A 14333-nucleotide genomic window follows, 5' to 3' on the forward strand; every position below is an offset into this window, starting at 1 on the left:
GGGTAAAACTAGGCGCTTACTGAGCATTTTGTAACCAGGCGTAACATATGAGCCACATCCTCATCGTCGAAGATGAAGCCATTATCCGAACGGCGCTGCGCAAGCTTTTAGAGCGGCACCGCTACAAAATCAGTGAAGCGGGTTCTGTGAAGGAGGCGCTCACCAAGTACCGCCTCAATGAAGTTGACCTGGTTATCTCCGATCTGCGCCTGCCCGGCGCACCGGGCACCGACCTGCTCAAGCACGCCGGTGATATTCCGGTACTGATCATGACCAGTTACGCCAGCCTCCGCTCTGCGGTAGATTCCATGCGTATGGGCGCCGCCGACTATATCGCCAAGCCCTTTGATCACGACGAAATGCTCGCAACCGTCCGCCGAGTCATAGGCAAAGCGGAGCAGAATCGCGCCCAGCCCGTCAACGAGAAAGAAAATACCGGCACTATCGCCGGCATGATTGGCAGCAGCCCTGTAATGAGGGAGCTCTACGGTCGCATCCATAAAGTTGCCCCCACAGATGCCACCGTCCTGGTCCACGGTGAAACCGGTACCGGTAAGGAACTGGTTGCCCGGGCTATTCACGAGGAGAGCCGCCGAGCCAACAAACCCCTGATCTCCGTCAACTGTGCCGCAATTCCCGACACACTGATTGAATCGGAGCTGTTCGGCTACGAGAAAGGCGCATTTACCGGTGCCCAGAGTTCCCGCGAGGGACTGGTAGCGGCAGCCGACGGAGGAACCCTGTTCCTCGACGAAATCGGTGAGCTGCCCCTGGAGGCACAGGCCCGCCTGCTGCGTGTATTGCAAGAGGGCGAAGTGCGGCCAATTGGCTCGATCGAATCCCGCAAAGTGGATGTGCGCCTGGTAACAGCCACCCACCGCAACCTGCGCCAGCTGTCAGCGGAGCGTAAATTCCGGGAAGACCTCTACTACCGCATCAATGTGGTGCAAATGACGCTTGCCCCCTTGCGCGAGCGAGGCAGAGACGTCCTAGCATTGGCAGAGCACCTGTTAGAAAAGTTTTGCACCAAGATCGAGCGTCCTTTATTGCGCTTGTCACCGGAGGCCATCCAGGCTGTTACCACCTACACCTGGCCCGGTAACGTGCGCGAACTCGAAAACGCCATTCAGCGCGCTGTGATCCTGACGGATAAGAACAGCCGTGAGATCGACCACAAAACCCTGGACATCGATCTGGACCTGGTACCGATCGAAGAAGCCGATGGCATCCCTCGCCCACGCAGCCTGCACACAGACCCCCGCGAGGACCTGTCCCTGGAGGACTACTTCGCCCGCTTTGTTATTGAACACCAGGACACCATGAGTGAGACGGACCTGGCCAAGAAGCTCGGCGTCAGCCGCAAATGCCTGTGGGAACGCCGCCAAAAGCTGGGTATCCCCCGCAAGAAGAGTCGCCGCAGCGCTGCCGCAGAAGTGTAAAAACTAACCCTATCCCCTGGGGGCTTCCGCCCCCTGCTCCCATTCCTCCCCCACCTGCCAGTCTCCTCCATTACTTTGTTACCCCACCCCCACAGGGGTTACCAACCAGAGTGTTACCCACACCCACCCAGAAGTAACAACTCTCGCACCTTCCGTAACGCAATGGCTCTCAGAAAAGTTCCGTCAAATTTCGTAAAGATCGTAACTTATTGATTTATAAGGATTTTTAAAAGTTGGCATACTAAGTGCTTTACTCTTAGTACAAAAATTGAAAACAGCCAACAATAAAAATAAATGACTGTTAAAAGCCCTATAACAACTAACAATAAGTGGGGCGAAACATAATAAAAATAATGGGGCGGCCGACAATAAAAGCAATGAGTGGCCAAAACCGCAAGAACAACAATAAACAATAACAATAAAACTCAAGAAGAATAAGAATAACAACAAGCGCGTTGCAAACTGACTGAACTGTACCTGGGAGAGGGTGTTTGCTTGAAAGCAAATTGAGAGCGCAAGGAAGCCGCTGCCTTCATACTGGTAATAATAATTCCCATATTTCTTTTCCCCCGAACTTACAGGCACCCGCATATTGCGGGCGCATTCCTTTGCGTGTGTTAGAATCGCGCCCGCGAGTTCCGATCTCTGAGGGTAAACAGCCACTGAGGCTCCTTTCCGGACTCGCTCCTGGGGTAGCCCAGGTATAGAGGCTCCAGCAGTGCCATCGTGAATCTCCCCAGAGGGACCACCACTTATACAGGCCGCCAACCAATGCGTGGCCAAGCACAGCGGGGCTTTCCCGGCCATCCCTAAATGGCAGCAGTCAACATAGACAGCCGTATGCTCAACAACCTGATTAGTAGTATCAAACGCTGGCGCAAGCCGGCCAGTAAAGGCCCCAGGGTTATCGCCCGCAACGACCACAGCATCTCGCGCCGAGAAATTAGCCGCGCGGCCTTAACAGTTATGAAGCGCCTTCAGGATGCCGGATACCAGGCGTATATCGTAGGTGGAGGTGTACGCGACCTGATGCTCGGCGGTCACCCCAAGGATTTTGATGTGGCCACCGACGCCACTCCAGAGCAGGCCAAGGTGCTTTTTCGCGGCGCACGCATTGTCGGTCGTCGCTTTCGCATCCTGCACGCCCGTATAGGCCGTGAAGTTATCGAAGTGACTACCTTCCGCGGTCACCACAGCGATGGCGAGACCCACGAGGCCAAGCAGTCCGAACACGGTATGCTGCTGCGTGACAATGTCTATGGCGACCTGGAAAGTGATGCCATGCGTCGAGATTTCACAGTCAACGCGCTCTACTACACCACCAAAGGGTTTGAAATCCACGACTACACCGGCGGTGTCGAGGATATTGAAAAGCGCCTGATTCGAATGATCGGCTCCCCAGAGGTCCGCTACAAGGAAGACCCGGTGCGCATGCTGCGCGCAGTGCGCTTCGCCGCCAAGTTGGATTTCACTATTGAAGGCACGACGGAAGCTCCCCTGCACGAGCTGGCGCCACTGTTACGCAATATTGCCCCGGCTCGTCTGTTCGATGAGATTCTCAAGCTGCTGATGAGTGGCCACGGAGAGCGCACCTTTGAGCTGCTGCGCCAGTACCAGCTCTGGCAACACCTGTTCCCGGATAACGCCGCACAAATTGAGGCCAACAACGCGGCCCTGAAACTATCCCAACAAGCCCTGCGGAACACGGACCAACGTATCCGCGCCGATATGCGTGTTACCCCAGCGTTCCTCTACGCCGCCCTACTCTGGCCTGCGGTGAGCACCGAGCAACAAAAGCTGATTGCCAAGGGCACCCCACCAGCGCCAGCGCTGGCCCAAGCGGCACAAAAAGTTACCAGTTCACAGCTGGCCCACACCGCTATTCCCAAGCGCTTCTCAATCCCCATGCGGGAAATCTGGGACCTGCAACAGCGCCTGCCCCAGCGCGGTGGCAGCCGGGCCCAGCGCTTACAGGAGCACCCCCGTTTCCGCGCCGCCTACGACTTCCTGTTGCTGCGGGAAGAAAGTGGCGAGATTGAAGCGGGCCTGGGCAAATGGTGGACCGACTTCCAACAGGCCGACGATGAGCAGCGCCAGCAAATGGTGCGCAAGCTACAGCGCACAGGCAGCGGTGGGCGCCGCAACCGTAACTCTCGCGGCCGCCGTCGCAAGCCGAGAGCAGAACAGTAATGGAAACGGTATACATCGGCCTGGGCAGTAACCTGGCAGAGCCCGGCAAACAACTGCGCAGCGCCCTATCGGCCATGGAACGAATCCCCAGTACAGAATTATTGGGGTGTTCGAGCTTTTACCGAAGCGCCCCAGTCGGCCCCGGCGATCAACCCGATTACATCAATGCCGTCGCAGCATTGAAAACAGCACTGTCCCCGCTAGCACTACTGGACCAGCTCCAATCTATCGAGCTGTCCCACGGGCGCGAGCGCTCCATCCGCTGGGGCGCCCGCACCCTGGACCTGGATATCCTGCTGTTTGGGGAATCTCAAATCGATGAGCCCCGCCTACAGGTCCCACACCCGCGCATGGCCGAGCGCAACTTCGTACTGCTACCCCTTTCTGAACTGGCTCCCGCGATGGAACTGCCCGGATTGGGAGCCCTGCCAGCACTCTTACAGGGCTGCCCGGAAAACCGCCTGGAAAAGGTTTGATCGACTGAGGCTCCCCAACTACTCGACGGGCGGCCCTCTCAATAGTACTTTTGCGTTTGCAACTCATCAGGGAAGACCCCAGACAAAGAGGAGTCGCTCAAGTGGTTATCGAAAAACCCGAGACCAGCACAGCTGAACTCAACCGGTCTAATAAAACACCGCCTAAGTTTATCGCGGTGGAAGGCAATATTGGTGTGGGAAAAACCACACTGGCAAAGAAGCTGGCCTCCACATTCAATTACGACACGCTGTTGGAATTACCCGAGGAGAACCCCTTTTTGGAGCGTTTCTACCGGGACCCCCAAAATGCCGCACTGCCCACCCAGCTGCACTTTCTCCTCCAGCGATCACAGCAAATCCAGGCACTGCGGCAGGACGATATCTTTGAGCCGGTGCGGGTGTCGGACTTTTTGATCGAAAAGGACCAGCTGTTTGCTGAAGTCACCCTGGATAAGGATGAGCTGCACCTGTACCAACAGGTGTACAAACATCTCACCCTGGAAGCACCCAAGCCGGACCTGGTGATCTATTTGCAAGCCCCCCTCGATGTGCTGCAAGCCCGAATCCGCAATCGGGGAATCCCGGCTGAGCAGGCGATAAGCAATGAGTACCTCGCCACCCTCAACAACGCCTACACCCGCTTTTTCCATTTTTACGATGAGGCGCCTCTACTCATCGTCAATACCGAGGAGATCGACATTGTCGATAGCCCAGAGGACTACCAACAGCTGGTCGAATATCTGTTCACGATCACCAGTGGCCGGCACTATTACAACCCAGGAAGTTAATCGTTATGTATGCACCCTCTGAATTAGAAAAGCTCGTAACCGTTCAAACCCTGCGAAAAATGAAAGCGAATGGTGAGAAGTTTATTACCGTTGCTCTCTACGATGCCCCTATGGCTGCGATGGCACAAAAGTCCGGGGTTGAGACACTGCTCGTCGGAGATTCCCTGGGCATGACCGTGCTGGGTTACGACAGCACCGTGCCAGTGACGATGGAGCAAATGATTTACCACGTCGAGGCGGTCGCGCGCGGCAATAAGAAGTCCCTGATTATGGGGGATATGCCGTTTATGACCTACGCCACCCCAGAGCAGGCACTCCAGAATGCAACCCGGATCATGCAGGCCGGTGCACATATGGTGAAGATTGAGGGAGGCGCCTGGCTCGCCGACACCGTGAAGATCCTTACTGATCGCGGTATTCCCGTTTGCGCCCACCTGGGCCTCACTCCTCAATCAGTACACAAACTGGGAGGCTATCGCGTTCAGGGGCGCGACGAAGAACACGCCAAGCAAATTCTCGAAGACGCCTTGCAACTCGACGAAGCCGGAGCTGATCTGTTGGTGCTGGAATGTGTTCCCGCCGACCTGGCAAAGCGTATTACCGAAGCCGTATCCATGCCCACCATCGGCATAGGCGCGGGCCGCGACTGCGATGCCCAGGTACTGGTAATCAATGACATCCTGGGCCTCACCCAACAGCCCCCCAAGTTTTCCAAAAACTTCCTGGTAGAGGCCGAGGATATTCCCGGGGCCCTGCGCAAATACGCCGAGGACGTCAAGCAGGGCGTTTTCCCCGGCGAGGAACACATATTTAAATAATACTCCCCTCATCCGGGTGCTTCTCACCCGGTATTTTTCTGCGGCAGGTCCCACCTGCCGCTCTCAAGCGGTAACACTATGACTTTCGACCAACTAATCCAGGATTGGCTCTCGACCAATGGCGCCACTTCTGTGCCCGAAGGCTGGACCCAGGGGCGAGCTACATTTGGCGGCCTTGTAGCCGCAATGCTGTATGAGCAGATGGCTTCAGAGCTGCCCTCTGAGAGCAGCTTACGCTCTTTTACCACCTCATTCGTAGGCCCGGTTGCCCCGGGGGAGATTAACACCCGTGCGGATGTCCTCCGCGCAGGCCGCTCTGTCACTCAGGTACAGGGGCACCTCGATCAGAATGGTGCCGTTATGCTGGCGGGCCTCGCCAGTTTTGGTCGCGGCAGGGAGTCATCCGTTCTCGCCAAAGGTCCCTCAGCACCGGAGTACCCCACCCCGGATAAATGCCTGCCCCTGCCCTATATCGAAGGTGTAGTACCGGAGTTCACACAGAAGTTCGATTACCGTATCGCATGTGGGAGCCTCCCTTTCAGCGGCGCGAAAGAGAGAGTTTTAGGTGGCTGGGTACGATTCAAGGATGGCAGTAAAGGCCGTACCGGTATCAGCCACTTACTCGCACTGATCGATGCCTGGCCACCGGCGACACTCCCGATGATGAAAGAGCCGGCTCCCGCCAGCTCATTAACATGGACAGTGGAGTTTATGGAGCCACTCCCAGAGCGCACCGCTTCTGACTGGTGGCAATACGAGGCCGAAGTGGAACAGGCTGAGGATGGCTACGCAGTAATACAGGCCCGCTTGTGGGATGCCGATGGACGTTTAACCGCCCTCTCCCGCCAAATGGTCACTATCTTTGGTTAACCAGCACTCGTCGATCAACTATCCCTTTACCGCCACTCATTGAGTGCCTTGGCTCCACGGATGGAACCATTTAAACGGTCCTAAAGAATTTTGTAACTTTTCTGCAGCCTTCAGATAACTCTAAATAATACTTCCCGATCCTGCTTAACCCGCCTAACGAATCAATTATTACCTGCATAAAAATATACAACTTTCGTGATTTTTATTATTTTTTTATGAAAAAAATAATTCGCGCCGCCCTTACAGAAAAATAAAATAAAAAAAACCTCCTTTACTCCAATTTGTAATCTACGCTATCCATCATCCCCTCCATCGAAAACAAAGGGGCCGCCAGAGAAACGCCCCAATTTTCGACCCCACTACAAAACCGTCGGTAATAACAAAGTTGGAGAGCAATAATGATAAAAAGAATATTTTTTTCACTCACACTTCTATTCAGCCATTCCGCCGCAGCAGTAGATTTTGAAGACGTTTGGGATGCAATTACTTCTTGTAACTGGTTTGAATTTATTGATGATGTCGACGATACCGGCTCAAAAGACCTGGACGGCTATGAATACGGTGACACTGAATTTGCCGATGCCAATTCAGGCAGTTTTGACATGATCGTCTACAACATGGATGGATTTTTGGAGTGTATAGGCGGCAACAGCAAGTCTGACTTCAAACAAATTATTAACACTTTTGATAATAACCCCAAAGACCTCTGGTTGATGCAGGAGGCTTGGAGCAAAACCAAAGCCAATTATCTGGACGACGACGACAAGCTCGATAACGACACAGTCCCCTATCGCTCCAAACACTGGAAAGGCACTGGTACCAGCTTTGGCAATGGCCTGCTGACCTTTTCCAAGTTTCCGTTTGACCGAGATAATCGCGATGACGACGACTACACCTTCGCCACTTATGAGGAGGAAACTTTTGATAAGTGCGCAGGTAATGACTGTGATACCGAAAAAGGCTTTACCGTAGCAAAAGTTGAAGTGACCAAAAACTTCCATATTCATGTGTACAACACCCATATGGATGCAGGACACCAAGACGATGACCTAAATGCCAAAGCCAAGCAACTCGACCAGATTGCCGATATGATCGTCGCCCACTCAAGTAATGCCACAGTCATTTTGGCTGGTGATTTCAATATGGCGTTTGATGAAAATGACGACGGCTGGCGCGGTACAAACTACCAAACCTGGAAAGCATTTTTTGCCAAAACCGGCGGCAAGCATGCCTGCCAATATATGCTATCTGGCAGTGACACCAGCTTGGAAGCCTGTGCTGATGAACTTCAGGACGATACCGATCATGTCGTCGTTATTAATAACAACCCCAATTACACGCTGGACGTAACCAATTATTATATTGGCTCCGCGGAGTACACCGGGCTGAGCGACCACGACCCAGTATTTGTAGACTTCTCATGGGTTAAGCACTAAACGAGCGGTTCACAGCCTCTTCCGCAGGGGATCGGAAGGGGCTTAACCAATTTACCGACAGAGTGAACGACACCGGACTGAAAACACAATCCAGCTACAATTTTGCTTATTGAGGAGAACTTTAACCCACGCATAAACCGCATGCTTGGCGGGAAGGGCTTTCAGTGGACAGGATTAAGAACCTAGTTGTCGGGAGTGGTCCTGCGAGTATCGCTACAGTCAAGGCATTGCAAGATATTGGGCAAGAAGTCGAAGTCATTGACGTCTCATATGATCTTGAGCATCACATTAAGCACCAGGTTCACTCCTTATCGCAAAAACATGTGGACAGCTGGAAAGATGAAGAAAAAAAACGGATTTTCCCTCCCCCCAAAGTCTCCAGCAGCGGCGTAGAAAGAAGGTATATCTTTGGGTCTGATTTTCCTTATAGAACCCCAGAACACTTTCAAGTCAACACAACCAACTGCAACACAGAGTTTTCCCACGGCTTTGGTGGCCTTGGAAACGTGTGGGGTGCAGCGATCCTTCCCTACAGCGAGCGCCAATTAAGAAACTGGCCACTCTCCCTAAGTGAACTGGCCCCATCTTACAAAAATGTTCTCCGATTTATGCCAATAAGTGCGGAGCCAGACAACCTCCAGACAAAATTCCCACTGTTTTCGGAAAATTTTGAAACCCTGAAAAGAAATCCAGCAACAGATTTTATATTGCAAAAACTCACCAATGTCGAAGACAACCTCCGGGGCAATGGCATTGAGTTTGGTCGGGCTCGGTTAGCCGTGGATGCAAGCTCTGGCAAACGTGGATGTCGATATTGCGGGCACTGTCTTTACGGCTGCGCATATCAATCCATCTTCAACCCCAAAACATTATTTGAAGATTTGCAAGAGGATGGTTTGACCATACACCAGGGATTTGTTGTATTGGAGCTGAAAGAGAATAAAGAGGGAGTCGAAGTTATTGCGGTTAGCATAGACGATGGAAAGGTATACAATTTTTTTGCAGAGAAAGTCTTCTTGGCTGCGGGGCACTTCGCCACAACTACTATCGTAGCAAGATCCCTTAACCTGCTAAATACACCCATCGAGATTCAAAGCAGTCAATATTTCTTTTTTCCTTTTCTCACCTATAAAAGACACCACTATGAAATTGAATTCACATTAGCAGAAATTTTCCTGGAAATAGAGAACGCGAACATAAGCCCAGAACAGATTCACCTTCAGTTATATGGCCGCAGCCAAATCATTGAAGACCAGGTTGCGGCTTTATTGCCATCATTTATCTCAAAAGATCTTGCTTTGGACCGTTTATATATCATTCAGGGTTTCTTATCTTCGGAAGATTCGGATACTCTGGAATTGACTTTAACTAACAAACGTCCAGATAGCTCTACAGTAGAAATAAAAGGGATTGAAAACCCCAGGGCCCGCTGGGTTATAGCAAGAACTCAATCATTGATAAGGCGCAGTTTAATTAAGTTGGGTTTAGTACCTCCCTTTTACTTGAAAGTACTTCCTCCGGGGAAAAGTTACCATAGCGGTGGAAGCTTTCCAATGAAGGGGGAACACGAAACCTTTTCCTCTGACCTGTTAGGACGGCCTGCAAACTTCAAGAACGTCCATATTGTGGATTCCGCTAACTTCCCCAATATTGCAGGTTCAACCATTGCTTATACAATAATGGCAAATGCAGATCGAATTGTAAGATCTATAAAATTTTCGTAATTAACTGCTATATCGCCAAAATTACAAGTATCCCTGAGCGACTATTGAATTCAAAAACAGCGAAAGAACGCTACAACCACTTTTTCCAATAGAATAAAGCGACTTGTCCAGCCAATGCCACCACCAGCAAGATACAAAAAGCAATAAAGCCCAATGATGACTGCCCCCAGGGAATACCACCGACATTAATCCCAAACAATCCAGTGAGAAAGCTCAGAGGCAGGAAAACTGCTGCCACCACTGATAGTACATACATACGACTATTCAACTGATCTGAAGTGCGACTCAACAATTCCTCCTGAGCGATTGCCGCGCGCTCCCTTACCGCATCGATATCGTCGATATGGCGCTGTAATCGATCATTTACCTCTCCCAGGAGGGCGTGGCTGTGCTCATCAAACCAGGATAGGGATTCCTGCTGCAAACGCCCGAGCACCTCCCGCTGCAGGCATAAGTAGCGTCGCAATACGATAGTTCTCTTGCGTAGCCGAACCAGTAGGGAAGAGAGCTCCGAACCTCCCTTATCTAATAACAGGTTTTCCAGGTCATCGATTTTTTCTTCGAAGTCTTCGGCCCGATCACACATACGCAAGACCAACAGATCTGCCAGGGACATCAAAAGAGCCGCAGTTCCACGGGGACCAAAGCCACTGCGCAAGCGAGAAAGCAAGTCATCCTCTGACAGCAACTTCCGTCGGCCGGTACTGATAATACGGTTTTCCTCGGCCCAAATGCGAATGGCGATCATATCCTTTGCGCGCGGCTTGGATTTTCGCTCAATGCCGTACATAGCCAACATCAGCCCCTGATCCACAGTCATTACACAGGGGCGCGTTGTCTTCGCAGACAGGGTCTCTATCGCCGTAGCTGTGAGTCCACTATCCTGTTGCAGCCACTCGACGGTGTTGGTGCTGTCGTAGTCAAAATGCAGCCAGAGAATTCCCTGATCAGGTTGCCAGGATTTCACCTCTGCCCAGGAAAGCTCTCGGCCCGAGCCTTTGCGATCGAGTAAGACAGCGTAGACCAGACCAGTTTCCATAGGCTCTCATATCACCTGATATTAATTGGAGCATCACTTTCTTTACGCGACTTATTTACTGAGATGGGCCAGCTCTGCGGCGTTCTGCTCCCAGTTTTGACCATCGAAAGGTTCGACCTCCAAGTCTCCGGGTCTCTCATCAAAACAGCGCGCATTAAGACTATAGCCATCCGGGTTGGAGCGCGGCACATAAAAAGACTTAACGCCGCAATGGCGACAAAACAGGTGCTTGGCCACCCCCGTATTAAACGTATAACAATCCAGGTCTTTTTCCCCAGACTCCAGCTTAAAGTTTTCAGCGGGAATAATGACGTGCAGAAAACCCACTTTCTCACACATCGAGCAATTGCACGCATGGGCTACCAGTTTCTCCTCTGAGTCGCGCTCGTGCCGCGCCCGATAGCGAATAGCGCCACAGTGGCAACCTCCGCGAAGTTCAGTAGTAACTTTACTCATTTGAATTATTGTCCTTTTCAAATAACGGGCGGGCAGCCAACAGTGAAAACAGCGAAAGGCCCAGCAGCAGGTGGAACCAGTTTGTACGCGCCAAGCCCAGCACTCGCGGAGCGCCGGTACCCACAAACAATCCATCCATTGCAATGACTACTGCCCCTGCCCCCAGTAACAAAGGGCCCGGTGGCGATAGTCGTCGCGGTGACATCAATTCCATCATTGCAACCCACAACCACAACAAAAGCCCCAGGGCGGAAAATACCTCTGTCACTTCCTGCGGCGATAACCTGCCACTTTCCGAGACGCCAATAGACGAGGCCAATACCAGCACCAGCACTACATAAGCGGGTCCCCGGGTACTCTGTCCAATACCTATCTCGAAACGTGCCCAAACCAACCCTATTCCAATTAGCAACAGCGAACTAAACCCGGATAGTTGCAGTAAAGCCCGGTGTAATTGGGTTGCCCCGGGATCAATACCGTAGCGATAGGCACCGACAATCGCGGAGACAGCGATAAATAGAAGACCCGCCATCACCAAGAGTGCAGCTGATTGGAAGCGAGCATTGGTAAGACGCCAGTACTGATTGGCAATCAGCAGTGCGGCGAGGGTGAGGAGAATGTCGATCAGCCAGAAGTTGTCCAATGTTTTGCCCTTTTTTTCCAGAATTCTAATAGAAAACCGGTAATAAGCGACAATTCCGCTTCGGCAGATACAAAAAAACCCGGCTTAAAAGCCGGGTTTTTTCAGTCCGTAGACTTAAGCTTCGTCGGAAGCTTGCTTGGCTTCTTCAGCGGCAGCTGCATCGGCCTTGGCTTCCTTGATAGAAAGCTTGATACGTCCACGCTGGTCAACGTCGAGTACTTTAACCTTAATCTTCTCACCTTCACTCAGGTAATCAGTTACGGCATTTACGCGCTCTTCAGCGATCTGGGAGATATGCACCAGACCGTCTTTGCCCGGCAGGAAGTTAACGAACGCACCGAAGTCTACGATACGTACCACGGTACCTTCGTAGATAGCGCCAATCTCAGCTTCCGCAGTGATCTCCTCGATGCGGGTTACCGCCGCTTCCAGGCTCTCACCGTCTTCACCGAAGACCTTGATAGTGCCGTCATCTTCGATATCAATGGAGGCGCCGGTCTCTTCAGTGATGGAGCGGATAGTCGCACCGCCCTTACCGATCACGTCGCGGATCTTATCCGGATGGATCTTCAGGGTCGCGTAGCGCGGTGCGTTCTCATTCACGGTGGTACGGGAAGAGTCGATCACCTTGTTCATTTCCGCGAGGATATGCAGACGCGCGTGCAGAGCCTGCTCCAGAGCGGTCTCCATGATCTCTTCGGTAATACCTTCGATCTTGATGTCCATCTGCAGCGCGGTCACACCAGAGGCGGTACCCGCTACTTTGAAGTCCATATCGCCGAGGTGGTCCTCGTCACCGAGGATATCGGTCAGAACCGCGTAGCCTTCTTCTTCCTTCACCAGACCCATAGCGATACCGGCTACCGGTGCCTTCAGCGGAACACCCGCATCCATCAGCGCCAGGCTGGAACCACAGACGGAAGCCATGGAGCTGGAACCGTTGGATTCAGTGATCTCGGAAACTACACGCACGGTGTAGGGGAAGCTGTCCGGGCTCGGCAGAACTGCAGCGATACCGCGACGAGCGAGGCGGCCGTGACCGATTTCGCGACGACCGGTAGCACCTACACGACCCGCTTCACCTACAGAGTAGGGAGGGAAGTTGTAGTGCAGCATAAAGTAGTCTTTGCGCTCACCTTCCAGGGCGTCGATGATCTGTGCATCGCCAGTGGAACCGAGGGTAGCCACTACCAGAGCCTGGGTCTCACCACGGGTGAACAGCGCAGAGCCGTGGGACTTGGGCAGAGCGCCAACTTCCACAGCGATCGAACGTACAGTTTTGCTGTCGCGACCGTCGATACGGGGCTCGCCACGCACTACAGCGCCACGCACCAGCTTCTTCTCCAGCTTGCCGAAGTAGCTTTTTACCAGATCAGCGCTAATTTCTTCAGTAGCCAGGGCTTCAGCGGCTTCGCTGCGCAGTTCCGCCAGGCGGGTGCTGCGCTCTTGCTTGTTGGTGATGCGGTAGGCTTCGGCAACCTTCCCGCCAAACTGAGCGTCCAGGGCAGCTTTCAGCTCGGTGTTTTCCGCCGGAGCCTGCCAGTCCCACTGGGGCTTGCCCGCTTCCGCTTTCAGCTCTTCACAAACCTTGATAATGGCCTGCATTTCCTGGTGTGCGTAGAGTACGGCACCCAGCATGATGTCTTCCGGCAGCTCCTGGGCTTCGGACTCCACCATCAGTACGGCGTCTTTGGTACCGGCAACGACCATGTCCAGCTCGGAGGTCTTCAGAGCTTCGTAGCCCGGGTTCAGCAGGTAGCCGTCTTGCTGGGTGTAACCCACACGCGCAGCACCGATTGGGCCAGCGAAAGGAATACCGGAAACAGATAGCGCTGCGGAGGTGCCGATCATAGCAGCGATATCCGGGTCCATGTCCTTCTCAGCGGAGAGAACAGTACACATCACCTGAACTTCGTTCATAAAGCCGTTCGGGAACAGCGGGCGGATCGGGCGATCGATCAGACGGGAAGTCAGGGTTTCTTTTTCAGACGGGCGGCCTTCACGCTTGAAGAAGCCACCGGGAATTTTGCCAGCCGCGTAGGCTTTTTCTTGATAGTGCACGGACAACGGGAAGAAGCCCTGATCTGGCTTGGCTTCTTTAGCGCCGACAACAGTACACAGGACAACAGTCTCTCCCATGCTAACCAGGGCAGCACCGGTAGCCTGGCGCGCGATACGGCCGGTCTCGATGGTGACTTGGTGTTGTCCGTATTGGAAAGTTTTGCTTACTGGATTCACTAGTTTTTTTCCTATTTCCTTACGGTTACTGGCCCATTCCAGTAACCCCTACAGTGGTTGCCTGGATAGAAGTTCCAAACCTTCAGTCCAGAGCGATACGGGGATGTACCGCTACCGACCCGGGTGGCCGGTGCAAACGCAGCACATCCGCCGGGATATTTGCCCCTGGGGTTGTGTTGCGAAACTGCCGAAAAGTGACAACAGCGCCACTTTTCA

At 52.9% G+C, this 14333-nt stretch carries 13 protein-coding genes; 8 read left to right on the forward strand and 5 right to left on the reverse strand.

Features of this window, described 5'->3' with window-relative positions; genetic code table 11:
* The first annotated feature begins 47 nt into the window (after nucleotides 1-47).
* Nucleotides 48-1439 (forward strand): sigma-54-dependent transcriptional regulator, encoded by a 1392-nt coding sequence (locus tag ACG1BZ_RS18960; protein ID WP_282931423.1) that lies wholly within the window; start codon nucleotides 48-50, stop codon nucleotides 1437-1439.
* Between the two features lie 183 nt (nucleotides 1440-1622).
* Here the strand turns inward: ACG1BZ_RS18960 and ACG1BZ_RS18965 are convergent, their stop codons facing one another.
* Nucleotides 1623-2102 carry a hypothetical protein gene (locus tag ACG1BZ_RS18965; protein WP_413663174.1) on the reverse strand — a complete coding sequence of 160 codons (480 nt, stop codon included), beginning with the start codon at nucleotides 2100-2102 and terminating at the stop codon, nucleotides 1623-1625.
* A 150-nt stretch (nucleotides 2103-2252) separates the two neighbouring features.
* On the opposite strand from ACG1BZ_RS18965, the gene pcnB reads away from it, so the two are divergent.
* The 7 genes from pcnB to ACG1BZ_RS19000 all read left to right on the forward strand — a co-directional run bounded on the left by pcnB (nucleotide 2253) and on the right by ACG1BZ_RS19000 (nucleotide 9741).
* A complete protein-coding gene (gene pcnB, locus ACG1BZ_RS18970; RefSeq protein ID WP_413663175.1) occupies nucleotides 2253-3629 on the forward strand; it encodes a polynucleotide adenylyltransferase PcnB in 1377 nt (458 codons plus the stop codon).
* Nucleotides 3629-4105 (forward strand): 2-amino-4-hydroxy-6-hydroxymethyldihydropteridine diphosphokinase, encoded by a 477-nt coding sequence (gene folK / locus ACG1BZ_RS18975; RefSeq protein WP_282931421.1) that lies wholly within the window; start codon nucleotides 3629-3631, stop codon nucleotides 4103-4105. Before pcnB ends, folK begins: the two co-directional genes overlap by 1 nt.
* Nucleotides 4106-4206: 101 nt before the next feature.
* Nucleotides 4207-4893: a deoxynucleoside kinase gene (locus ACG1BZ_RS18980; RefSeq protein ID WP_413663176.1), complete on the forward strand. Its 687-nt coding sequence runs from the start codon at nucleotides 4207-4209 to the stop codon at nucleotides 4891-4893.
* Between the two features lie 5 nt (nucleotides 4894-4898).
* Nucleotides 4899-5711: a 3-methyl-2-oxobutanoate hydroxymethyltransferase gene (gene panB, locus ACG1BZ_RS18985; protein WP_413663177.1), complete on the forward strand. Its 813-nt coding sequence runs from the start codon at nucleotides 4899-4901 to the stop codon at nucleotides 5709-5711.
* A gap of 78 nt (nucleotides 5712-5789) precedes the next feature.
* A complete protein-coding gene (locus tag ACG1BZ_RS18990; RefSeq protein ID WP_413663178.1) occupies nucleotides 5790-6581 on the forward strand; it encodes an acyl-CoA thioesterase in 792 nt (263 codons plus the stop codon).
* Nucleotides 6582-6979: 398 nt separating this feature from the next.
* Nucleotides 6980-8017 carry an endonuclease/exonuclease/phosphatase family protein gene (locus ACG1BZ_RS18995; RefSeq protein WP_413663179.1) on the forward strand — a complete coding sequence of 346 codons (1038 nt, stop codon included), beginning with the start codon at nucleotides 6980-6982 and terminating at the stop codon, nucleotides 8015-8017.
* A 164-nt stretch (nucleotides 8018-8181) separates the two neighbouring features.
* Complete coding sequence (locus ACG1BZ_RS19000) at nucleotides 8182-9741, forward strand: hypothetical protein (RefSeq protein WP_413663180.1); 1560 nt, start codon at nucleotides 8182-8184, stop codon at nucleotides 9739-9741.
* 70 nt (nucleotides 9742-9811) lie between these two features.
* Here the strand turns inward: ACG1BZ_RS19000 and ACG1BZ_RS19005 are convergent, their stop codons facing one another.
* The 4 genes from ACG1BZ_RS19005 to pnp form a co-directional block, all read right to left on the reverse strand.
* On the reverse strand, nucleotides 9812-10780 hold the full coding sequence (locus ACG1BZ_RS19005) for a zinc transporter ZntB (RefSeq protein ID WP_413663181.1): 969 nt from the start codon (nucleotides 10778-10780) through the stop codon (nucleotides 9812-9814).
* A gap of 51 nt (nucleotides 10781-10831) precedes the next feature.
* Nucleotides 10832-11236, reverse strand: coding sequence for a GFA family protein (locus ACG1BZ_RS19010; protein WP_413663182.1), 405 nt, complete (start codon nucleotides 11234-11236; stop codon nucleotides 10832-10834).
* Nucleotides 11229-11879: a hypothetical protein gene (locus tag ACG1BZ_RS19015; RefSeq protein WP_413663183.1), complete on the reverse strand. Its 651-nt coding sequence runs from the start codon at nucleotides 11877-11879 to the stop codon at nucleotides 11229-11231. The genes ACG1BZ_RS19010 and ACG1BZ_RS19015 overlap by 8 nt, the downstream gene beginning before the upstream one ends.
* A 114-nt stretch (nucleotides 11880-11993) precedes the next feature.
* Nucleotides 11994-14117: a polyribonucleotide nucleotidyltransferase gene (gene pnp / locus ACG1BZ_RS19020; protein ID WP_413663184.1), complete on the reverse strand. Its 2124-nt coding sequence runs from the start codon at nucleotides 14115-14117 to the stop codon at nucleotides 11994-11996.
* Nucleotides 14118-14333 lie beyond the last annotated feature (216 nt).

It is taken from the genome of Microbulbifer sp. CNSA002 (genome assembly GCF_047324085.1).
In the GTDB taxonomy this organism is placed as follows: Bacteria; Pseudomonadota; Gammaproteobacteria; order Pseudomonadales; family Cellvibrionaceae; genus Microbulbifer.